The following is a 21,256-nucleotide window of genomic DNA, read 5'->3' on the forward strand; positions in this document are numbered from 1 at the left end:
GGCACCGATTCAGGCGCGATACACTTTTGACCGGATGTCAACTCTTTCCCTGCCCGTGCCCGGGCCGGTAGAATAGCGGGCTTTCGCTTGGAAGCCCCTCTCTTGCGAGCAGTTCAATCCTAACTGGGACTCCCCTTACGATGTTTGCGAAGTTCTTCCGGCCTAAATGGCAAAGCAACAAGGCGGACGTACGGATACGCGCCATCAGCAGGATGCTGGCGGACAACCCCGAGCAGCAGGAAATTCTCTCCCGACTCGCTCAGACGGACCAGAACATCGAGGTGCGCAAGGCGGCGCTGGCGCGCCTGATCCGCCCGGAACCGTTGCTGCGCCTGCTCGCAAGCGAACTGGACCCGGCCATTCGTCACAGCGCATCCGAACATCTCTGCGAGCTGATTACCGATGCCCACAGCGACCTGTCCGCCGAACAGCGTCTCAGGTGTATCGAGGGCATACAGGACCAGGATCTGCTGACCCATATCGCCCTTCACAGTCAGCAGGCTCAGTTGCAGCAGGCCGCCGTGGCAAAGGTCAGGGACGAAAGCAACCTGGAAGTGCTGGCGCTCAACGCCCAGAGCGCCCAGACACGCCGTCTGGCCGCCGAGCGGCTGGAAGCCGAAGAGGTGCTGGAGCGTATCGGGCGCAAGGTACGCCAGCGCGACAAGGCGGTTTACCGCATCACCCGGGACAAACTCCAGCAGATGCGCGACGCAGCGCGCGCACTGGAGGAACTCCGCGCCCGCCGGCTCGAGCTGGTTGAGCGCTTCGAACAACTGGCGCAAGGGGAACTGCTGCCGCAATATGCCGCCCGCATCGACGCCCTGGGCCAGGAATGGCAGAAACTCGAACCTGGCCAGGACGACCTCGACAGCCGTTACCGTCAGGCGGTCGCACGCTGCCGGAGCGTGCCGCTGCCGTGCAGGCCGAAACCGAAGCACGCGAACGCCGGCAGCAGCAACAGAACGCCTACCGACAGGCACGCTCGGCACTGATCGAGCAGCTCGAAACCCTCGAACAGCAGTGCCGCCAGTCGGTCGCCGAAGGCAACTTCGACTACAGCGAGTTGCAATGTACGGCGGAACAGTGGCTGCAGCAGTGGCAGGCGCTGCCCCATGGCGAATTCGACGGCGATACCGGTACTCCGGCCCCTCTTCTCGGACGTCTGGAGCAGCTTGCCGCCAGTGCCGATGCACAGGAGAAAATCGCGGAGCAGCTCGACAGGCTGCTGGCACAACCGGTCGATGACGCCGGCCCCGGCAAGCTTCGCAAGCAGCAACAGCAGCTCGAAAGCCTGCTGCAGCGGGTGAACTGGCCTGACGGCCTGTCACGACCGGAAAGTCTGAAGCGGGCGGAGAAGCGGCTGCGCGAAATCGACAGCCGCCGCCAGGCGCTCAACCAGCAGTCCCGGGCTCTGCAGCAATCGCTGCAGGAGCAGCTCGACAGCCTCGAACAGGCCATTGCCGAAGGCCATGTGAAACAGGCAGGCAAACACCACCAGCGCGCCGCGGACGCACTGGAGCTGCTCAACGGCCAGGCCGCCGGCGCCCTGGATCAGCGCTTCAGGCAGCTGCATGCCCAGCTGCAGGAACTGAGGGACTGGCAGGGATTCGCCGTGACGCCGAAAAAGGAGCAGCTCTGTGCAGATATGGAAGCCCTGATCGACAGCGAGCTGCCGACGCCGGAGCGGGCCGAAGCCATCCGACGGCTGCAGCAGCAGTGGAAGGAACTCGACAGCACCGACGCCTACCACTCCCAGGCACTCTGGCGTCGTTTCAAGGAAGCCTCCGATCGCGCCTATGCCCCCTGCGAGGACTATTTTCTGGCGCTGGGCGAACAGCGGCGGGAAAACCTCAAACAGCGCGGCATCATCTGCGAGCAGCTGGAGACCTATATCGCCAGCATCGACTGGGACGCGCCCGACTGGAAAGGCATCGAAACCATCAGCCGCGCCGCCAAGCAGGAGTGGAAACACTACTCGCCGGTCGATCGCGGCCCCGGCAAGGAACTGCAGCAGCGTTTCAATGGCCTGCTGCAGCAGCTGGATGGCCGGCTCCAGGGGCATTTCCAGCAATGCCTGGAACTGAAACGCGACCTGGTCGCCCGCACGGCCGCCCTGTGCGACGCGGAAGATCCGCACCAGGCCGCCCGGGATGCCAGGCAGCTGCAGCAGGAATGGAAAGCCGCCGGCAAAACCTATCGCAACCAGGAGCAGCGCCTGTGGAAACAGTTCCGCAGCCATTGCGACAGTATTTTTGCCCGCCTGAGCGACAGTCAGCAGCAGCACCGCCAGCAACAGGACGAGCAGCGCGAGCAGGCCGAAAGCGCCTGCCAGCAGCTGGAGCAGCTTCTCGACAGGGTCGTCGGCAGGACCACCATCGCCACCGCCCTGGCGCAGGCCCGGGAGACCTTCGACGGCCTCGACCAGGCGTTCTGCGCCTCGTTTGCACGTCGCTTCGACAAGGCAGCGGAGCAGCTGGCCCGCCAGTGCCGCGAACTCGAAGAGCTGCAGGCATCTGCCGGTCTGCAGGCACTGGAGCGCCGTGCCGGACTTTGTGACGAGCTGGAATCCCTGCTCGGCGCCGACAGCGAAGACAGCGAACCGCTGGCAGAACTGCAGCAGAACTGGCGCGCACTGCCGGCCTGCAGCAGCGAGTTCTCCGAACTCATCGAGCAACGCTACCAGCTCGTTCTGCAGACGCTGCAGGAGCCGGACCTGCTGCCGGAGCTCACCGAAGCGGCGGGCGAGCGCCTGCGCCAGCTCTGCATCCAGCTCGAAATTGCCCTCGGACTGCCGTCACCGGACGAAGACCAGGCCCTGCGGCTCGAGTACCAGATGCAGCGCCTGCAGCAGGCCCTGGAGCAACACAGCCAGACGACCCGCCTGAGCGACCTGCAGCGCCTCGAGTACGAGTGGCGCTGCATCCCCTCGCCCGCCGCCACCCGGAGCTGACCGGGCGTTTTTACGGGCATCTGGAAGGGTTGCTGTAAGTGAAGTGGACAGAATTCTTTTTCTGTAAACTGTTAGCTCCTAACTGTTAACTTCTCCAAAAAAATCCCGCCGAAGCGGGATTTTTTGTTTCCTGCAGCGTGCAGCCGTCTTTACGACATGTGCAGGCCGCCGTTGATCGACAGGTCTGCGCCGGTGATGTAGCTGGATTCCTCATCCGCCACGAAGGCGACCAGGCGACCGATCTCCTCCGGCGTACCGAAGCGGCCCACCGGAATGGTGCTGGTAATCTTGTCCTGGATATCCTGGGCGATCTTGGCGACCATCTCGGTTTTGATGTAGCCCGGCGATACGGTATTGACGGTCACGCCCTTGCGCGCGACTTCCTGCGCCAGCGCCTTGGTGAAGCCGTGGATACCGGCCTTGGCTGCAGAGTAGTTGCACTGGCCGAACTGGCCTTTCTGGGCATTGACCGAGGAAATATTGATGACACGGCCCCAGCCCTTGTCGAGCATGCCGTTGATCACCAGACGGGTCATGTGGAACATCGAATCCAGGTTGGCCGTCAGCACTTCGTCCCACTGCTCCCAGGACATCTTCTTGAATTGGCCGTCACGGGTAATGCCCGCGTTGTTGACCAGCACATCGATACTGGCGCCGAGCTTCTCTTCGACAGCCGCAACACACTTGGCACAGGAGTCCGCATCGGTGACATCACCGTAGGCGATTTCGATCTCGTAGCCGTCCTTGCGCTGAGCCTCCTGCCAGGCCTGTGCCTTTTCGTGCTTGCCGCCACTGTAGTAACCCGCGACAACGGTAAAGCCTTCGTCCACCAGTGAGCGGCAGATCGAGGTACCCAGGCCACCGGTACCACCGGTGACGAACGCGATTTTCTTGCTCATGCTTGCATCCCCTAAATCTCAATTTCCGTTTTTTCTGACGATTTGTAATAGTTTTCTGTAATCGCCCGCCCATACCCTGGACCACTTGACGATAATACCATCGAAGTCCTTAAATCAACCGAGTCCGGCACGATACCGGTCAAATTTTACCGTTATGTGACACTCGTCAGGACCCTGCACCACCGCAGTGCAGCAACTGAGTGGCGAGTGGCGTTGATCTCTTTTTGCTGTCTACATGCAACTGGCTGTCTGCCGATTAAGCTTCCGCGCCCTGCCCATCTGGTATACTTCGCCTCTTTTTCCTCCGACTCCAACAATGAACCTGATCCTGCTGCTTGACGAAGATTTTGTCGCGCCCTCCAGGGCCCGCCTGAGCGACCGACGCTTTGCCCACATCCGCGACGTCCACCGGCCCGAAGTCGGAGAGTCGCTGAGGGTCGGCAGGCTCGATGGCCAGACCGGCCGGGGGCGGGTCACGAGCGTCGACGCAACCTCCGTCGAGCTGGAAATCAGCTTAGACCAGGCGCCTCCGCCAAGACTGCCACTGACACTGATTCTGGCGCTGCCGCGCCCGAAAATGCTCAAGCGCACGCTGCAGACCGTCGCGGCCATGGGCGTGGAACGCCTCTATCTGATCAACTCCTACCGGGTCGACAAAAGCTACTGGTCGACCCCCTGCTGCAGCCCGAAAGCATTCGCGAACAGCTGATTCTCGGACTGGAACAGGCAGGCGATACCCGGTTGCCCGAGGTGCAGCAGCGCAAGCGCTTCAAGCCCTTCGTCGAAGACGAGCTGCCGGCCATCGCCGCCGGCACCCGGGCCCTGGTGGCCCACCCCTACGACGCAGCCCCCTGCCCCGACAGCGCATCGGAACCGGCCACCCTGGCAATCGGCCCCGAGGGCGGCTTCATCGCCTACGAAGTGGGCAAACTGCGTGAAGCAGGATTAATGCCAATCCATATCGGCCAACGCATTCTCAGGGTCGAAACGGCCGTACCGGTGCTGCTCGCCCGACTGTTTCCGCCTGTGTGATCTGACGCGTAACGATTCAAAACCCTGATCCCGGTCAAGACTTCGGCGCCTTTTTATTGAGAATAATACTCATCCCCCTTGACAGCGCTCGGCGGATTATTAAGAATTGTTCGCATTACTCTTTGCGAAAACAATCACCTTCGGATCAAGTGAGTCATCGGATGAAAAACACCAGGACCCTGCTCGCCGCCGCCACCCTCAGCCTCGCCGGTACCGCGCCTTTTGCCATGGCAGCCGAAGAGGTGAACATCTACTCCTATCGCCAGGCTTTCCTGATCGAGCCGCTGCTGCAGGAGTTCAGCAAGGAAACCGGTATCGAAGTCAATCTGGTGACCGCCGACAAGGGCCTGCTGGAGCGTCTCGAACATGAAGGCCGCAACTCGCCGGCCGACCTTCTGCTGACGGCCGAAGTCGGCCCGCTGTACGATGCGGTCGAGAAGGGCCTGGTCAGCCCGGTCGAAAGCGAGGTGCTGAACCAGAATATCCCGGCCCACTACCGCGACCCCGAAAATCGCTGGTTCGGCCTGACGGCCCGCTCCCGCATCATCTACGCGTCCAAGGATCGCGTCGAGGAAGGCGAGATCAAGACCTACGAGGACCTTGCCGACCCGAAATGGAAAGGCCGCATCTGCACCCGCAGCGGCAAGCACACCTACAACCTGTCCCTGTTCGCGTCGATGATCGCCCATCACGACGAGGCCTGGGCCGAGCAGTGGCTCGAGGATCTGAAAAACAACCTGGCCCGCAAGCCCCAGGGCAACGACCGTGCCCAGGTCAAGGCCGTCAAGGAAGGCGTCTGCGACCTGGCACTGGGCAACTCCTACTACTTCGGCAAGATGCTCACCAACGAGGAGCAGCCCGAGCAGAAGGAGTGGGCTCAGTCCGTCAATCTGATCTTCCCGAACCAGGATGATCGCGGCGCGCACATGAACATTTCCGGGGCTGCCGTGACCGAGCACGCGCCGAACCGTGACAACGCCGTCAAGCTGCTGGAGTTCCTGAGCGGCGAGAAGGCCCAGAAGATCTACGCCGAAGTGAACTCCGAGTTCCCGGTACGCCCGGGCACCCCGCGCTCGGCACTGATCGAGGAGTACATGGGCGAGTTCAAGGGCGACGCCATCAACCTTCAGGAGCTGGGCCCGCTGCGCGCAGTGGCCTCCAAGCTGGTTGACAAGGTTGGCTTCGACAACTGATTCACGACCGCTTCTGCCGACAACCGGCCGCCACGGCCGGTTGTCGACATCGCCTCAATATAACGATAGCCTTGCCGGCTGTCGTTTTTGTCGTTTGGAATGCCCATGAACTCTGACACCGCCAGCCGCCTGGTCTGCAGCCCGCCCCGCCTCCCCGTCCGCGGCTCGCGGGCTGGTATACCGCGGCCTGGGGCATCGCCCTGCTGGTGGCGCTGCCGGTTCTCTCCGTGTTCTACCTGGCACTGTTTCCGGACGAAAACATCTGGGGCCACCTGGCCAGCACCGTGCTGCCGGTCTATGTCATCACCACCGTCCAGCTGGTCGTCGGCGTCAGTCTGCTGTCGATCCTGGCCGGCGTCGGCTGTGCCTGGCTGGTGACCATGTACCGCTTTCCCGGCCGGCGCCTGTTCGAGTGGGCCCTGCTGCTGCCGTTTGCGGTACCGGCCTATGTGATCGCCTACGTCTACACCGATCTGCTGGAGTTCGCCGGCCCCATACAGGGGGCGCTGCGGGCACTGTTCGGCTGGGAAAGCGCGCGCGATTACTGGTTCCCGGAGATCCGCAGCCTCGGCGGCGCCATTCTGATGCTGTCGCTGGTGCTCTACCCCTATATCTACCTGCTGGCCCGGGCCGCCTTTCTCGAACACTCGGTAAGCCTGCGTGACGCCAGCCGCCTGCTCGGCTGCAATGCCTGGCAGAGCTTCTGGCGCATCTCGCTGCCGATTGCACGCCCGGCCATCGCGGTCGGCGTATCGCTGGTATCGATGGAAACCATCAACGATTTCGGCACCGTCGACTACTTCGCCGTCAAGAGCCTGACCGCCGGCATCTACGACACCTGGCTCAACATGTACAACCTCGGGGGGCGGCCCAGATCGCGAGCCTGATGCTGGTGTTCGTGGTGGTGCTGATCACCCTGGAGCGCAAGGCGCGCGAGCGTCAGAAGCAGTTCCACAGCGCGGACCGCTTCAGCGTGCTGGAGCCCGACCGACTCCGTGGCTGGTGGGCGCTGGCAGCCAGCCTGTTCTGCCTGATGCCGGTCCTGTGCGGCTTTATCCTGCCCTCGGGCGTGCTGGCCTGGTATGCATCCGGCTATCTGGATCAGCTCTGGTCCGAGGACTTCCTCAGCTATGCCGGTCACAGCTTCATGCTGTCGCTGACAGCCGCCGTGCTCTCCATCGTCATCGCCGTCATCCTCGCCTATGCCCGGCGACTCTACAGCGAACACCGCAGCCTGCAGTTCGCCGTACGCTTTTCCAGCCTGGGTTATGCGATGCCCGGTGCCGTGCTGGCGCTGGGCGTGATCATCCCGCTGGCGGCCTTCGACAACGGCGTCGATGCCTTCATGCGCCGCCACTTCGACATATCCACGGGCCTGCTGCTCAGTGGCACCACCTTCGCCATCGTGCTGGCCTACGTGGTCAGATTCCTCGCCGTCTCGACCGGTGCCGTCGACAGCTCGCTGTCGAAGGTCACGCCCTCGATGGACATGGCGTCGCGCTCGCTGGGCCAGACGGCCTCGGGCACCCTGTTCCGCGTACACCTGCCGCTGATCCGCGGCGGCCTGCTGACCGCAATGCTGGTCGTCTTCGTCGATTGCATGAAGGAATTGCCGGCAACGCTGATCCTGCGTCCGTTCAACTACGACACCCTGGCGACCTTCGTCTACCAGTATGCCTCGGACGAAATGCTGGAGCGCTGCTCCTGGCCGCGCTGCTGATCGTGCTGGTCGGGGTACTGCCGGTGATACTGCTGAGCCGGTCGATCACCGCGACCCGTAGGATGGGTTAGCGGCGCAATGGCGATCGATTCGACCGTCCGGCACCCGGTTCGGGCGCCGCGTAACCCGTCATAGGCGCCGCAGGCGCCTTGATCTCCGCCGGCAGAGTCCCAATGGGGGTTTGCCCCCTATTACCCTTTACTCGAAAAACGCTATCGGCCGGTGCACCGAAACCTGCAGCCGCACCTGATCGCCGACCCTGTGGTTGGCCTGCTGCCGCACCTCCGACTCGACACGGCGCCCATTGGGCAGCTCCAGGGTGTACAGCGTCTGTCCACCCAGGAATTCCCGCGTCAGGATGCGTGCTTCGACCGAGCCGTCGCTCCCCGGATGCAGGTCGGCCGGCCGGATAAAGAGCCTGACGGTCCGTCCGGCCGGCGCACAGAAGGGCTCGGCGAACTCGAGCAGTCCGAGCTCCGTCTCGACACAGGTCTCGCTGACGCAGATGCCCTCGAACAGGCTGCCCTTGCCGACGAAACCGGCGACCATAGGATTGGCCGGTTCGTAATAGAGGGTCTCCGGCCGTCCCCACTGCTGCAGCTGACCGCCGGCGAGTATTCCGAGCCGGTCGCTGATGGCAAAGGCCTCCTCCTGATCGTGGGTCACGACAATGGCCGCTATACCCTGATGCTTGAGAATATCCCGCACTTCGAGCGAGAGTTGCCGGCGCAGCTCGGTGTCGAGGTTCGAGAAGGGCTCGTCCATCAGCAACAGCCGGGGCTTGGGTGCCAGCGCCCGGGCCAGCGCCACACGCTGCTGCTGACCACCCGAGAGTTCGTGGGGGTAGCGTTTGGAGAGGTCGGGCAGCTGCACCAGCTCCAGCATTTCGGCGACCGCACGCCCCTTGTCGGCCCGACCGGCCCCGTTCAGACCAAAGGCGATATTTTCGAAAACGGTCAGATGCGGGAAGAGCGCATAGTCCTGAAACACCATGCCCATCCGGCGCTTTTCCGGCGCCAGCGCAAGCTCAGGTGTCGAAACGACCTCGCCCTCCATGCGGATGGCACCGCCCCTGAGCCGATTGAAGCCGGCCAGGGCCCGCAGCACCGTCGTCTTGCCACAGCCACTGGGTCCGAGCAGACAGGCGATTTCGCCGACGCCCACCGCAAAGGACAGGTCACGTACCACCACGCTGTTCTGATAGGCACAACTGACCGACTCGACTTGCAGCAACTGACTCATGTTTCTCCGATGGAACTGGATGTTCGGTGGCAGCGACCGATCACCGGTGATTCTTTAAGGTGACGCGTGACGCATTACGCAGGGCGCCAAGAGCGCAGCGAATCGCGCCGCGCCCAACCAACGCAGTCCAATGATAAACGAAACCATTTCCCAGCTAAATCAATAGATTCGACAACGCCTCAGCTGTTATCCGTGACTGTCGCCGACTATCGTGCCGTCGGTGACAAATCGATCTGCAATACGATCGATATGATGGGTCCGCGATGCCCGGGCCGCGAGGTAACTGGAAGACAGTGTCGTTGCATCGCTTGACCCATCCTACGTATTGTCACACGTACCGCTTAACCGGTAACTCCGTCAATATATCCGCGTCTCCAGTCCGGCCACCGCCATCAGCGCGATGAAGAGCAGCCAGAGCAGCAGCGCGCGACCGCTGAGCCGCTGCAGCGCCTCCATTTCATCGGCGCCGCGCTGCGCCAGGTTGCCGGCGGGACCGGAGCTTCCCGCATAGTCGCCCACCGCGCCGAGGGCGATCCGGAACAGCCAGCGGATATCGTTGCGCTGAAGGCTGCTGCGCCTCAGAGCCTCCCAGGCACCGACCCCGCTGCCGGCGATAAAGAAACTGAACCCGAGCAGACGCACCGGCAGCCATTGCACGGCATAGGCCAGCTTCGACGGCCTGGTCAACTCGAGCTGGGGCTGCATCAGGACCGCCAGCAGCAGGCCGGGAATGCCCGCGAGCCAGAACCAGAACAACGGTACGAAGAGTGTCACCAGAAGCTGCTGCAGGTAGCACTGGCAGATACGGTAATGCAGACGCTGCGGCCTATCCGCCCGCTCATGCCGGTGCATTCCCAGCTCCGCTTCCGCATGGCGCGAAGCGCCCTCGTAGGCCCCGCAACGCCACAGAGCGGCGTATTCGCGCAGCAGGTTGCCCGGTGTCGAACGCCCGAGCCAGTAGCCCAGCAGCAGCACCTCGAGCAGCAGAACCGGCAGACCATAGCCGACCCCGGCATTTTGCCAGAGGGCCCACTCCAGGCAGAGCGACAGGAATACCCAGATGATGAGCCGGTCCCGGGTAGCGCCCGCGCCGGGATTGAAGGGCCGGCTGTGGGGCGAAAACAGGAGCCGGCTGACGAACATTGCCAGCAGGATGGCGAGAAACTTCATGGAAGCGCCTCCCCGAGCAGAGAACGGTAACGCCCCCAGTCGAAGGCAGGCCCCGGATCCGTCTTGCGACCGGGCGCTATATCGCTGTGCCCCCGGATCCTGTCCGTCGTAATCCGCGGATAACGCCCTTGCAGCTCCCGGGTGACCTCGACAAGCACCCGATACTGGTGGTCGGTATAGGGCTCGTCGTCGGTGCCCTCGAGTTCGATACCGATCGAAAAATCGTTGCAGTTGTCACGTCCGCAAAACGAGGAACGCCCCGCATGCCAGGCCCTTTTGTCGAAGGGCACGAACTGCACGATTTCACCACTGCGCTCGATCAGCAGGTGAGCCGACACCTCGAGCCCCTCTATCGACCTGAAATAGGGATGGGCCTCCCGGTCGAGCCGGTTGCAGAAGAACCGCTCGATACAGCCGCCGCCGAACTGGCCGGGCGGCAGGCTGATATTGTGGATCACCAGCAGCGAGATCTCGACGCCGTCGGGACGTTCGTTGAAATTCGGACTCGGCACGAAACGGGCCTGCTTCAAGATTGCAGTTTCTTCTGGCATCGATATTCCATCTTCTCCAAAGCCGGGCAGATTTAACCCATGCCGGAGCACACTGCAGGAGCCCACTCTGTGGGCGAATGATCTCGGTGCCACATTTGTTCGCCCAGAGACTGGGCTCCTACAACAAGGGGACTCCGTCCCCCAACACTGTTAGCTCTAGGCACTTTCCGTTATATTACGCAGCTCGACAGCCAACCGAAACAGACCGATCCCATGCTGACCGAAGAAAACCTCAAAGACAGTATCCAGCAAAGCGTTGCCATTGCCCTGGCGGAGGATATCGGCGATGGTGACATTACGGCCCGCCTGATACCCGAGGAACAGCAGGGCCATGCCCGGGTGATTTCACGCCAGCAGGCGGTCATATGCGGCCAGGACTGGGTCAACGAGGTTTTCCGTCAGGTCGACCCGAATGTCGAACTGAGCTGGCATGTCAGCGACGAGGAGAGCGTACAGCCGGATCAGCTGCTGTTCGAGGCCAGGGGCGCCGCCCGTTCGCTGCTGACCGCCGAGCGCGCGGCACTGAACTTCCTGCAGACGCTCTCCGGCACCGCAACCATCAGCCGTCACTATGCGGACCTTGTCAGGGATACCGGCGTCAAGCTGCTGGATACCCGCAAGACCCTGCCGGGCCTGCGCAAGGCGCAGAAATACGCCGTCACCTGCGGCGGCTGCTTCAACCACCGCATCGGCCTCTACGACGCCTTCCTGATCAAGGAAAACCATATCCTCGCCTGCGGCGGCATCGAGGCGGCCATCCGCACCGCCCGCACGAACGAGCCCGGCAAGCCGGTCGAAATCGAGGTCGAAACCCTGGCCCAGCTCGACGAAGCCCTCGCCGCCGGCGCCGATATCGTGATGCTGGACAACTTCAGCCTCGGGGACATGCGCACCGCCGTCAAGACCACCGCCGGCCGCGCCAGCTCGAAGCCTCCGGCGGCGTCAGCGAAGAAACCTTGAGGGGATCGCCGAAACCGGCGTGGACTATATCTCGATCGGCGCCCTGACCAAGCACTGCCAAGCAGTCGATCTGTCGATGCGGTTGGTTTAAGAGGTTGTAAGTACGTAGGGTGGAATGAACGCCGAAGGCGTGAATTCCAGCGTCACTTGATGTACCCCGGTCTCATGGCGGAATTCGGTTCCCTCATTCCACCCTACAGGGCGCCTTGCCGATAAGCTTCCACTCATCCTCCTGCTGAATTCTCAGCAGGTCGTAGACTTCCACTGACGTTTCGTTCAGCCCCCTGGCCTGCAGCAGCTTGCAGACATCCCCGGCCGCGCCATCCTTGTTGCCGCCGTCGTTGATCATGCCGACGGCCAGAATCGAGCCTTCGTGCCACCAGACGGGGCGCGCGGGGAAGCGGGGGTCCTGCATCAGCTCCTGCTCGAGGGCGACACGAACGGGATCAGGCACCGACTCCTGCTGCTGGTTCAGGTAGAGGGTCACGCCGACGGACAGTGCAATCAGGGCAATCAGGATTATTCTTTTCATGGAGCAGAGTCTGGCGTGAACAGCGGCGGGAGGGAATTAGACGTTGGTGGAGATGGACGAGTTTACAGTTTGTAGATAACAGTGAACAGTTTGGCGACCGTAGTGCGCCTCCCTCGTACTTCAAGGGAGCACGCTTGGTTATCGCGAACCTCCATCCAATGGACTCGATAGGGCCGTCATTAAAAGCAAGAACCCCGGACCAAAGCCGGGGCTCTTAATTGGGGTCTGTTCCCTATTTCCCTAGTTACGGTTTGCATGCACTAGGAAGGATTTCGGGAGCAGTGGTTAACAAACTACCTGCATCACCACTAATGCCACCAGGAGCAGTCGCCCATCCTCCGTCACCATTACAAATCCAATCCACCTCAGTACCAGCATTCAGATTGCCAACGACATAAAGAGTTTCATCGGTGAGCTTAGAAGCCACCTCACCAGCGCCTCTGTATGTTACGAGCATGCCACAGTACGCGGCAGACGCATCATCTGCCCCTACCTGAACTGATAAAACATAACTGCCGTCAATGTTTTCATCATCATCGATACCGTATGTGGTAGCGTCAGAAGCTACGTTATTTGGGCATACCCCTAAATCGGCATAATGCTCCTGAATTGCAACCTTTATCCCATCAGTAATAGTTAAACCTTCAGACGCTTGGCTTCGTGCCACGTAGTCCTGGTAGGCCGGGATTGCCAGCGCGGCCAGGATACCGATGATCGCGACCACGATCATCAGTTCGATCAGGGTAAAACCCTTTTGTACCATCTTGATCGATCTGTTCATTTTTTCTGTCTCCAGCGAGTTTTCCATTTCTTCAGTCTTCCTTGATCGGGCGAGCCCGACCGGCCGGCACTGTTACAGTACAGTCAGATGCGTCCGGACCACCTTAACAGGATCGCACCGAACCGTATCAAATCTGTTACACCCCAGTGACCAAGGTTCAGTATAGTCGGCATTTTCAAAGAATCACGCAAGTGCTATGTTACATCCTGATCCGAATCAATATATGGACAGGTCTTTCCGGGAGCCAAGGTGAACGCTTTTCAACCCCTGAGCGGTTTGGCCAAGCGGCTGGTCAATGACGGCGTCTTCTCGGCCGAGGTGGCCATGGATGCGATCCAGCAGGCCCGGGCGGCGCAGAAGCCCTTTATCAGTCATATCATCGAGAAGCGCCTGGTCAGCGCGCACCGGGCGGCCTGCGCGGCGTCCGACGAGTTCGGCCTGCCGCTGCTCGACCTCGATGTGATCGCCCGCGAGGCCCTGCCCCAGGGGCTGGTCTCCGAGGCCCTGATCAGCAAGCACCGGGCGCTGCCGCTGATGAAGCGGGAGAACCGCCTCTTTATCGCCATCGCCGACCCGACCAATATCCAGGCGCTGGACGAGATTAAATTTCATACCGGCACCACCACCGAAGGCGTCATCGTCGAGGAGGACAAGCTGCGCCGGATGATCGACGCCTTCCTCGACAACCAGCACAGCGCCCTGGACGACCTGGCCGATGCCGACCTCGAGAACCTGGATATCAGCCAGGGCGAGCCGGAACAGTCCGATACCGCCGAGGAGGCGGCCAACGATGCGCCCATCGTCCGCTTCGTCAACAAGATCCTGCTCGACGCCATCAAGAACGGCGCCTCCGATATTCACTTCGAGCCCTACGAGCGCAGCTACCGCATCCGCAGCCGCATCGACGGCATCCTGCAGGAGATCGCCAAGCCGCCCTCGAACCTGGCACCCCGTCTTGCCGCGCGACTCAAGGTGATGTCGAAGATGGACATCTCCGAGCGGCGGATGCCGCAGGACGGCCGTATCAAGATGAAGATCTCGGCCAAGCGCTCGATCGATTTCCGTGTCAACAGCCTGCCGACCCTCTGGGGCGAGAAGATCGTGCTGCGTATCCTCGATCCGGCCAGCGCCAAGATCGGCGTCGATGCGCTGGGCTTCGAACCGGATCAGAAGGAAGCCTACCTGACGACCCTCGCCAGACCCCAGGGCATGATACTGGTCACGGGTCCGACCGGCAGCGGCAAGACCGTCACCCTCTATACCGGTCTCAATATCCTCAACGAGGAAGAGCGCAATATCTCCACCGCGGAAGACCCGGTCGAGATCAACCTCGAGGGCATCAACCAGGTCCACGTCAACACCAAGGTCGGCCTGACCTTTGCCGAATCGCTGCGCGCCTTCCTGCGCCAGGACCCCGATGTCGTGATGGTCGGCGAAATCCGCGACCTCGAAACCGCCGAGATCGCGATCAAGGCCGCCCAGACCGGCCATATGGTGCTCTCGACCCTGCATACCAACAGCTCGCCCGAGACGCTCACGCGGCTGCGCAACATGGGCGTGCCGGCCTTCAATATCGCCACCTCGGTCTCGCTGATCATCGCCCAGCGACTGGCGCGCCGGCTCTGCGAATCCTGCAAACGCCCGGCCAGCATTCCGGAAGTCGCGCTGCTCGAAGAAGGCTTTACCCGGGAACAGCTGGAAAAGGCTACACTCTACGAAGCCAACCCGGATGGCTGCCCGAAGTGCAATCGCGGTTACAAGGGGCGGGTCGGCATCTACGAGATGCTGCCGATGAGCGGGGAGATCGCCGATGTGATCATGAACAACGGCAACTCGCACGATATCGTCAAGGTCGCCTTGACCCAGGGCTTCAAGACACTGCGGATGTCGGGACTTATCAAGGTCGCCAAGGGCATTACCAGCCTCGAAGAGATGAACAGGGTAATCGTGACATAAGTATGTGTAGGAGCGGCGCCTCGCTGCGAACAAAGGCGGCACCTTTGATTGATCGTGAGGCGTGAGGCGTGAGGCGTGAGGCGTGGCCAGTGTGCAGGATGGGTTAGCCGCCGGCGGCACTGTCGGTCCGATTACGACAGACCTGTAGCGGCGGCGTAACCCGTCGCAGGCGCCGGAGGCGCCTTGCCTTCGGTTGGCACATTGCAGTGACGCTCCACCGGGTGGCGTTCCACCGGGTGGCGCTCCACCGGGTAACGGCATTTCATTGGTGGAGTTCGCAAGCTCATTCCACCCTACAGAACAGAGATGGATCATCTATGGCCGTAAAACAGATAGAACTCAAGACCTTCGAGTGGCAGGGCAAGGACAAGAGCGGCAACGCCACCAAGGGCAAACTCGATGCGGCCGACCTGGCGGCGGCCAAGGCCCACCTGCGGCGCCAGGGCATTATTCCGAAGAAGGTTTCCAAGGAACGCTCCTCGATCTTCAGCAACAAGAACAAGGCGATCAAACCGCTCGATATCGCCTTCTTCACCCGCCAGATGGCAACGATGCTGAAATCCGGCGTACCGCTGATCCAGGGGCTGGAGATCGTCGCCAACGGCGCGGAGAAGGACAAGCTCAAGAAGATGATCTACCAGGTCCGCGACAGCGTCAGCAGCGGTACCGACTTCTCCACCGCCCTGTCCCAGTTCCCGATCCATTTCGACGATCTCTACTGCAACCTGGTGAAGGCGGGCGAGCAGTCCGGCGCCCTGGAAACCATGCTCGACCGCATCGCCTCCTACAAGGAAAAGGTCGAGGCGCTGAAAGCCAAGATCCGCAAGGCCATGACCTACCCGGCGGCGGTGGTGGTGGTCGGCATACTGGTCACGGCGATCCTGCTGGTCAAGGTGGTACCGGTATTCGAGGACCTCTTCGTCAGCTTTGGCGCCGATCTGCCCGCCTTTACCCGCTTTGTCGTGACGCTGTCCGAATACGCGCAGAAATGGTGGTTCGTCGCCCTGCTGCTGCTGGCGCTCGCGGGCTATCTGTTCCAGTCGACCCACCGCAAATCGGAAAAATTCCGCAACTGGGTCGACCGAACGGTCCTGAAAATTCCCGTGATCGGCAAGATTTTGCACAAGGCGGCCATCGCACGCTTCGCGCGCACCCTGTCCACCACCTTTGCGGCCGGCGTACCCCTGGTCGAAGCGCTCGACTCCGCGGCCGGCGCGGTCGGCAATGTGGTCTACCGCAATGCCATTCTGCAGATCCGCAACGGGGTTTCCACCGGCCAGTCACTGCAGAACGCCGTGCAGATGACGGGGATCTTTCCCAATATGGCGATCCAGATGATCGGCATCGGCGAGGAAGCGGGCTCGCTGGAAACGATGCTCGACAAGGTCGCGAGCTTCTACGAAGACGAAGTCGACAACGCGGTCGATGCTCTTTCGAGCCTGATGGAACCGATGATCATGGTCGTGCTCGGCACCCTGGTCGGCGGCCTGGTGATTGCGATGTACCTGCCCATCTTCCAGCTCGGCAACGTGGTGGGGTAAGAAGGTGACGGGTGACGGGTTACGCGTGATGATTGTAGGATGGGCGGAGCGCAGCGAAGCCCATCAGCTCGGGCTCAGCCAGGTGCCAACCGCGACCAATCGATCTGCAATGCGACCGCTATGGCGGGTTTCGCGTTGCCCATACAGAGTGCGAAACGTTTCGGCTGGTTGTACTGCATCGCTCTACCCACCCTCCGGTCCGTGCCTTCGACAACACCGAGAACGTAACAACTCACAAATTACTCCGAACAGGTAACGCGTCACGCGTAACCCTTAAATGGTGAGCAGACTGCCACCCCGTCCAACAATCACGGACTTGGACTGAACCTTCAGATGCATTTCGAATTCCTGGCGGACACGCCCATCGCCGCCGTCGCCCTCGCCTTTGTCTTCTCGCTGCTGGTCGGCAGTTTCCTCAACGTGGTGATCTATCGCCTGCCGCTGATGATGGAGCGGGAATGGCAGCTAATGGCCTCGCAAGCCCAGGACAGCGCCACTGCCGACGAGGAACCGCCACCCTTCAACCTGGCGGTACCCGCCTCCCGCTGCCCCCATTGCGAGCACAGGATCCGCTGGTACGAGAACATCCCGCTGATCAGCTATCTGGCGCTGCGCGGCAGGTGCTCGAACTGTTCGGCGTCGATTCCGCTGCGATACCCTGTGGTGGAACTGCTGACAGGCCTGGCAAGCGCCCTGGTGGTCTGGCAGTTCGGCCTCAACGAACAGGGGCTGAGCCTGATGCTGCTGAGCTGGGCGCTGCTGGCACTGACCTTTATCGACCTCGATCATCAACTGCTGCCCGACCGCATCACCCTGCCGCTGCTCTGGCTCGGCCTGATCCTGAACAGCTTCGAGGTCTTCACCAGCCTGCAGTCGGCACTCTGGGGCGCCGTGATCGGCTACCTGTCGTTCTGGTCCATCTACTGGGTCTTCAAACTGCTGACCGGCAAGGAAGGCATGGGCTACGGCGACTTCAAGCTGCTCGCTGCCCTAGGCGCCTGGTGCGGTGCCCTGCAGCTGCCCCTGATCATCCTGCTGTCGTCCTTTGTCGGCGTTATACTGGCGCTGATACTGATGCTGCTGCGCCGTCACCAGGCCGCCAACCCCTGCCCTTCGGCCCCTACCTCGCCATCGCCGGCTGGATCGCCGTGATCTGGGGACCGGATATCACCGGCGCCTATCTGGGGATGTTTTGATGTACATCGTCGGCCTTACCGGCGGCATCGGCAGCGGCAAGAGCGCTGCCGCCCGGATTCTCGAACAGCAGGGCATCCTCGCCGTCGATGCCGACCAGGTGGCTAGAGAGGTGGTCGAGCCGGGCGAGCCGGCGCTGACACGGATTGCGGAGCATTTCGGTGCCGACGTCATCCAGGCCGATGGCCGGCTGGATCGCGCCCGGCTGCGCCAGATCGTCTTTGCCGACGAGCAGGGCCGGCACTGGCTCGAGGCGCTGCTTCATCCGCTGATCCGCCAGCGTATCGAAGAGCGGCTCGGAAACGCTAGCTCCCTCTACGCCCTGCTGGTTTCACCGCTGCTGCTGGAAACCGATCAGCGCCGGCTGGTCGATCACGTCGTGGTGATCGACGTCCCGGAAGAGACCCAGATCGAACGCACGGTATCACGGGACCATAACAGCCGCGAGCAGGTCGAGCGGATCATCGCGGCCCAGATGGATCGGCAGAGCCGCCTTGCGAAGGCGGACAGCATCATCGACAATTCGGGAACACCGGAGGCTCTGACCGAAGCAATGCTGAAACTGCACCAGAGGTTGCTGGGCCTCGCCCCCAAACGGAGAGACCGATGACCCGAAAGAGTACCGCGAAAACCATCAAATGCCCGCAGTGCGGCAAACCGTCCGAATGGAGCCAGGACAACAGCAACAGACCCTTCTGCAGCGAACGCTGCCGCATGATCGACCTCGGCGCCTGGGCCAGCGAGGAATACCAGATCCCGGTGGACAAGTCCGAAGACGAATACAGCACCGGACTGGACGAAGACGAGCGCAGGTTTACGCCCGTGAGGCATTGAGGAAGGTGACGCGTTACGCGTAACCCGTCACGCGTCACGCGTCACCGTTTTTTCACCACCACTCGCTGATTGCGGCGATGCCCTGGGCGCCATTTACCCAGGCGGTCTCGAGGTCCGCTTCGCCCATGCCACCGAGGGCGTAGACCGGCAGCGTCGCCTCGCCGCAAAGTTCGGCGAAACGACGCCAGCCCAGCGGCGCTGTTTCGGGATGGGAAGCGGTCGTTGCGACTGGCGACAGCGTCACGAAATCGAGCCCGAGCGCCGCCGCCATCGCCAGCTGGTCGCTATCGTGGCAAGACGCGCTGAGCCAGCGAAATTGGGGACAGACCCCACTTCTGCGAAATGGGGTCTGTCCCCAATTCGCCAGCCGCTCGCCGTTCAGGTGCAGGGCCCGGGCGCCCAGGCGATTCGCCAGTTCGACACTGCAATTGACGGCGAGCATGGCGCCGGCCGCATCGCAGACGGGCCTTAGCGCCCGGTACAGTTCCGCGAAGGCCTCCTCCGAAACTTCCGGCGCCCTCAACATGACCCAGCGGATTCCGCCTTCGAGCGCCTTCAGCGTTCTCGCACGCAAGTCATCGACCGAGACGACCGGGCCCGTGATCAGCAGCCGGTCCGGCAACCGGGCCGCGGCCAGTATTGGCCGGTTGGCCGCCGGGAAGTCGTAATCGTCGAGTTCCGACGCCCTGACCCAGCGCACCGGCTGGCCTTCGCGGCCGTGGGCCTCTCCGCTGAAGCCATCCACCAGGAAGACATCGAGCAGCACCGACTTGTCGGCATAATGGTGCGGTATGCGAATCAGCGGCCGGGCCTGTTCGACCCGGATACCCAGCTCTTCATGCAGTTCGCGATCGAGCGCATCGAGCACGGGCTCGCCCGGTTCGACCTTGCCTCCCGGAAACTCCCAGAGCCCGCCCTGATGCTTGTCATCGGGCCGGCGCGCCAGCAGGATACGACGGTCCTTATCGAGGATAACGGCGGCGGCGACATGGATGAGTTTTGCGGGCGTTTGAGACATGGGGATTCTGGCAGATTGGTTGGTCGCGGTTGGCACCTGGCTGGGTGGGGTTGATGGGCTCGCTGCGCTCCGCCCATCCTACAATCGTCACCCGTCACGCTTCCTTCAGCTGCGGTAATCCGCATTGATGCTGACGTATTCCTGGGAGAAGTCGGTGGTCCAGACCGTTTCGGTCACATCGCCCCGCGCCAGCACCACGCGAATCAGGATCTCCTCCTGCCGCATGACCCGCTGGCCCTGCTCTTCGGTATAACCCGGCGAGCGGCCACCGTTTTCGACAATGCAGACATTGTCCAGGTAGATGCGCAGCGCATCGAGATCCAGGTTCTCGATACCGGCACGGCCGACCGCAGCCAGGATGCGGCCCCAGTTCGGGTCGCTGGCGAAGAGCGCGGTCTTCACCAGCGGCGAATGGGCGATGGTGTAGGCCGTCTGCAGCGCCTCCTTGCCGTCGCGCGCCTCCTCGACACGGATGGTGACGAACTTGGTCGCCCCCTCGCCGTCGCGGACGATGGCGTGTGACAGCTCCAGCAACACCGCCTCGACGGCCTCGACGAACTGCGCCATAAGCGCCGGGTCCTGGTCGCCGACCTCGACACCGCTCTGACCGGTCGCCGCCAGAATGCAGCTGTCGTTGGTCGAGGTGTCGCCGTCGATGGTGATGCGGTTGAACGACTTGTCGGCCGCCGCGGCGAGAATGCGCTGCAGCAGGGTCGCCTCGACCTTCGCATCGGTGCCGATATAGGCCAGCATTGTCGCCATGTTCGGCATGATCATGCCGGCACCCTTGGAAATACCGGTCAGGGTGACGGTCTTGCCCTGGTACTCGAACCGGCGCGAACTGGCCTTGGGACGGGTGTCGGTGGTCATGATGCCGCTGGCCGCTTTTTCCCAGCCGTTGTCATCGAGCGCCGCAAGCGCCGCCGGCAGCGCATTGACGATCTTGTCGACCGGCAGCTTCTCGCCGATGACGCCGGTGGAAAACGGCAGCACCCGTGTGGGCGGCTCGCCGACCAGGTCCGCCAGAGTTTCACAGCAGCGAACCGCATCCCGGTAGCCTTCCTGACCGGTGCCGGCATTAGCGTTGCCGGTGTTGATCAGCAGGTAGCGCGGTGCCGACTGCAGATGCTTCCTGGCGATCTGTACGGGAGCTGCACAGAACGCATTGAGCGTGAACACGCCGGCAACGGACGCGCCTTCGCACAGCTCCATCACCACCAGATCCTGCCGGCCGGGCTTCTTGATGCCCGCCGAAGTGGTACCCAGGCGCATGCCCTTGACAGCATGCAGTGTCGGTAAGGTTCCGGGACCTACAGCCATAATTCGTTATCCTATGAAATAAACCGCAAATCAGAAACGTAGGATGGGTGAAGCCGCCGTGGCACGCCTTTACCTGTGAGCAGCGGACTCGCCGCGGCGCAACCGCCAGGGACGGCGGAAATCCGACCGCGGCCCGCCCGAAAATGCAGGAGCCTTTTTCGGGGAACCCATCAATAATGCCAGCAGGTACGGCGCTAAACCGGCACCCCGCGATGGGTTACACGACGCTTCAGCAGCCTCAGGATCGGATAATCCGTGCCCGAGCGTCGTTCCACCCATCCTACAAACTGTGCCAACCGATGCCAATCGATCTGCAATACGATCGATATGACGGATCCGCGATGCCCGGGCAACGAGGCAGCT

General features: G+C 62.1%; 20 protein-coding genes and 1 pseudogene. 13 read left to right on the plus strand and 8 right to left on the minus strand.

Annotation, left to right across the window (positions count from 1 at the left end):
* The first annotated feature begins 140 nt into the window (after positions 1 to 140).
* Together ACFQDL_RS05050 and ACFQDL_RS05055 are read left to right on the plus strand one after the other, a co-directional pair.
* Positions 141 to 992 carry a hypothetical protein gene (locus ACFQDL_RS05050; RefSeq protein ID WP_379908087.1) on the plus strand — a complete coding sequence of 284 codons (852 nt, stop codon included), beginning with the start codon at positions 141 to 143 and terminating at the stop codon, positions 990 to 992.
* Positions 917 to 2,950 (plus strand): DUF349 domain-containing protein, encoded by a 2,034-nt coding sequence (locus ACFQDL_RS05055; RefSeq protein WP_379908088.1) that lies wholly within the window; start codon positions 917 to 919, stop codon positions 2,948 to 2,950. The genes ACFQDL_RS05050 and ACFQDL_RS05055 overlap by 76 nt, the downstream gene beginning before the upstream one ends.
* 149 nt (positions 2,951 to 3,099) lie before the next feature.
* Here ACFQDL_RS05055 and phbB read toward each other — a convergent pair whose 3' ends face one another.
* A complete protein-coding gene (phbB, locus tag ACFQDL_RS05060) occupies positions 3,100 to 3,849 on the minus strand; it encodes an acetoacetyl-CoA reductase (RefSeq protein ID WP_379908089.1) in 750 nt (249 codons plus the stop codon).
* A 316-nt stretch (positions 3,850 to 4,165) separates the two neighbouring features.
* Between phbB and ACFQDL_RS05065 the strand changes: the two genes are divergently transcribed.
* The 5 genes from ACFQDL_RS05065 to ACFQDL_RS05085 all read left to right on the plus strand — a co-directional run bounded on the left by ACFQDL_RS05065 (position 4,166) and on the right by ACFQDL_RS05085 (position 7,794).
* Positions 4,166 to 4,558, plus strand: a complete 393-nt coding sequence (locus ACFQDL_RS05065; protein WP_379908090.1) for a hypothetical protein — start codon at positions 4,166 to 4,168, stop codon at positions 4,556 to 4,558.
* Between the two features lie 32 nt (positions 4,559 to 4,590).
* Positions 4,591 to 4,881 (plus strand): 16S rRNA (uracil(1498)-N(3))-methyltransferase, encoded by a 291-nt coding sequence (locus tag ACFQDL_RS05070; RefSeq protein ID WP_379908091.1) that lies wholly within the window; start codon positions 4,591 to 4,593, stop codon positions 4,879 to 4,881.
* A 161-nt stretch (positions 4,882 to 5,042) separates the two neighbouring features.
* On the plus strand, positions 5,043 to 6,074 hold the full coding sequence (locus tag ACFQDL_RS05075; RefSeq protein ID WP_379908092.1) for a Fe(3+) ABC transporter substrate-binding protein: 1,032 nt from the start codon (positions 5,043 to 5,045) through the stop codon (positions 6,072 to 6,074).
* 206 nt (positions 6,075 to 6,280) lie between these two features.
* Positions 6,281 to 6,961, plus strand: coding sequence for an ABC transporter permease (locus ACFQDL_RS05080; protein ID WP_379908093.1), 681 nt, complete (start codon positions 6,281 to 6,283; stop codon positions 6,959 to 6,961).
* Positions 6,961 to 7,794, plus strand: coding sequence for an ABC transporter permease (locus tag ACFQDL_RS05085; protein WP_379908094.1), 834 nt, complete (start codon positions 6,961 to 6,963; stop codon positions 7,792 to 7,794). Before ACFQDL_RS05080 ends, ACFQDL_RS05085 begins: the two co-directional genes overlap by 1 nt.
* Before the next feature lie 198 nt (positions 7,795 to 7,992).
* Here ACFQDL_RS05085 and ACFQDL_RS05090 read toward each other — a convergent pair whose 3' ends face one another.
* The 3 genes from ACFQDL_RS05090 to ampD all read right to left on the minus strand — a co-directional run bounded on the left by ACFQDL_RS05090 (position 7,993) and on the right by ampD (position 10,757).
* Positions 7,993 to 9,036: an ABC transporter ATP-binding protein gene (locus ACFQDL_RS05090; protein WP_379908095.1), complete on the minus strand. Its 1,044-nt coding sequence runs from the start codon at positions 9,034 to 9,036 to the stop codon at positions 7,993 to 7,995.
* A 357-nt stretch (positions 9,037 to 9,393) separates the two neighbouring features.
* On the minus strand, positions 9,394 to 10,206 hold the full coding sequence (locus ACFQDL_RS05095) for a hypothetical protein (RefSeq protein ID WP_379908096.1): 813 nt from the start codon (positions 10,204 to 10,206) through the stop codon (positions 9,394 to 9,396).
* Positions 10,203 to 10,757 carry a 1,6-anhydro-N-acetylmuramyl-L-alanine amidase AmpD gene (ampD, locus tag ACFQDL_RS05100; RefSeq protein ID WP_379908097.1) on the minus strand — a complete coding sequence of 185 codons (555 nt, stop codon included), beginning with the start codon at positions 10,755 to 10,757 and terminating at the stop codon, positions 10,203 to 10,205. The genes ACFQDL_RS05095 and ampD overlap by 4 nt, the downstream gene beginning before the upstream one ends.
* A gap of 213 nt (positions 10,758 to 10,970) precedes the next feature.
* Between ampD and nadC the strand changes: the two are divergent.
* Positions 10,971 to 11,808: pseudogene (gene nadC, locus ACFQDL_RS05105) on the plus strand (carboxylating nicotinate-nucleotide diphosphorylase).
* Positions 11,809 to 11,901: 93 nt separating this feature from the next.
* On the opposite strand, the gene ACFQDL_RS05110 reads toward nadC, so the two are convergent.
* Together ACFQDL_RS05110 and ACFQDL_RS05115 are read right to left on the minus strand one after the other, a co-directional pair.
* Positions 11,902 to 12,249: a hypothetical protein gene (locus ACFQDL_RS05110; RefSeq protein ID WP_379908098.1), complete on the minus strand. Its 348-nt coding sequence runs from the start codon at positions 12,247 to 12,249 to the stop codon at positions 11,902 to 11,904.
* Positions 12,250 to 12,493: 244 nt separating this feature from the next.
* Positions 12,494 to 13,012 carry a pilin gene (locus tag ACFQDL_RS05115; RefSeq protein ID WP_379912885.1) on the minus strand — a complete coding sequence of 173 codons (519 nt, stop codon included), beginning with the start codon at positions 13,010 to 13,012 and terminating at the stop codon, positions 12,494 to 12,496.
* A gap of 267 nt (positions 13,013 to 13,279) precedes the next feature.
* On the opposite strand from ACFQDL_RS05115, the gene pilB reads away from it, so the two are divergent.
* The 5 genes from pilB (at position 13,280) to yacG (ending at position 18,555) form a co-directional block, all read left to right on the plus strand.
* Entirely contained in the window at positions 13,280 to 14,986 is a 1,707-nt protein-coding gene (pilB, locus tag ACFQDL_RS05120) for a type IV-A pilus assembly ATPase PilB (RefSeq protein WP_379908099.1), read from the plus strand.
* Positions 14,987 to 15,303: 317 nt separating this feature from the next.
* Positions 15,304 to 16,527, plus strand: a complete 1,224-nt coding sequence (locus ACFQDL_RS05125) for a type II secretion system F family protein (protein ID WP_379908100.1) — start codon at positions 15,304 to 15,306, stop codon at positions 16,525 to 16,527.
* A gap of 333 nt (positions 16,528 to 16,860) precedes the next feature.
* Complete coding sequence (locus ACFQDL_RS05130) at positions 16,861 to 17,679, plus strand: prepilin peptidase (protein WP_379908101.1); 819 nt, start codon at positions 16,861 to 16,863, stop codon at positions 17,677 to 17,679.
* Between the two features lie 43 nt (positions 17,680 to 17,722).
* Entirely contained in the window at positions 17,723 to 18,331 is a 609-nt protein-coding gene (gene coaE / locus ACFQDL_RS05135; protein WP_379908102.1) for a dephospho-CoA kinase, read from the plus strand.
* Positions 18,328 to 18,555: a DNA gyrase inhibitor YacG gene (gene yacG / locus ACFQDL_RS05140; protein WP_379908103.1), complete on the plus strand. Its 228-nt coding sequence runs from the start codon at positions 18,328 to 18,330 to the stop codon at positions 18,553 to 18,555. Before coaE ends, yacG begins: the two co-directional genes overlap by 4 nt.
* 52 nt (positions 18,556 to 18,607) lie before the next feature.
* Here the strand turns inward: yacG and ACFQDL_RS05145 are convergent, their stop codons facing one another.
* Together ACFQDL_RS05145 and argJ are read right to left on the minus strand one after the other, a co-directional pair.
* Positions 18,608 to 19,573 carry a Nudix family hydrolase gene (locus ACFQDL_RS05145; protein WP_379908104.1) on the minus strand — a complete coding sequence of 322 codons (966 nt, stop codon included), beginning with the start codon at positions 19,571 to 19,573 and terminating at the stop codon, positions 18,608 to 18,610.
* 105 nt (positions 19,574 to 19,678) lie between these two features.
* Positions 19,679 to 20,893 carry a bifunctional glutamate N-acetyltransferase/amino-acid acetyltransferase ArgJ gene (argJ, locus tag ACFQDL_RS05150; RefSeq protein WP_379908105.1) on the minus strand — a complete coding sequence of 405 codons (1,215 nt, stop codon included), beginning with the start codon at positions 20,891 to 20,893 and terminating at the stop codon, positions 19,679 to 19,681.
* Positions 20,894 to 21,256 lie beyond the last annotated feature (363 nt).

The organism is Marinobacterium aestuariivivens, from assembly GCF_042661465.1.
Classification (GTDB): domain Bacteria; phylum Pseudomonadota; class Gammaproteobacteria; order Pseudomonadales; family Balneatricaceae; genus Marinobacterium_A; species Marinobacterium_A aestuariivivens.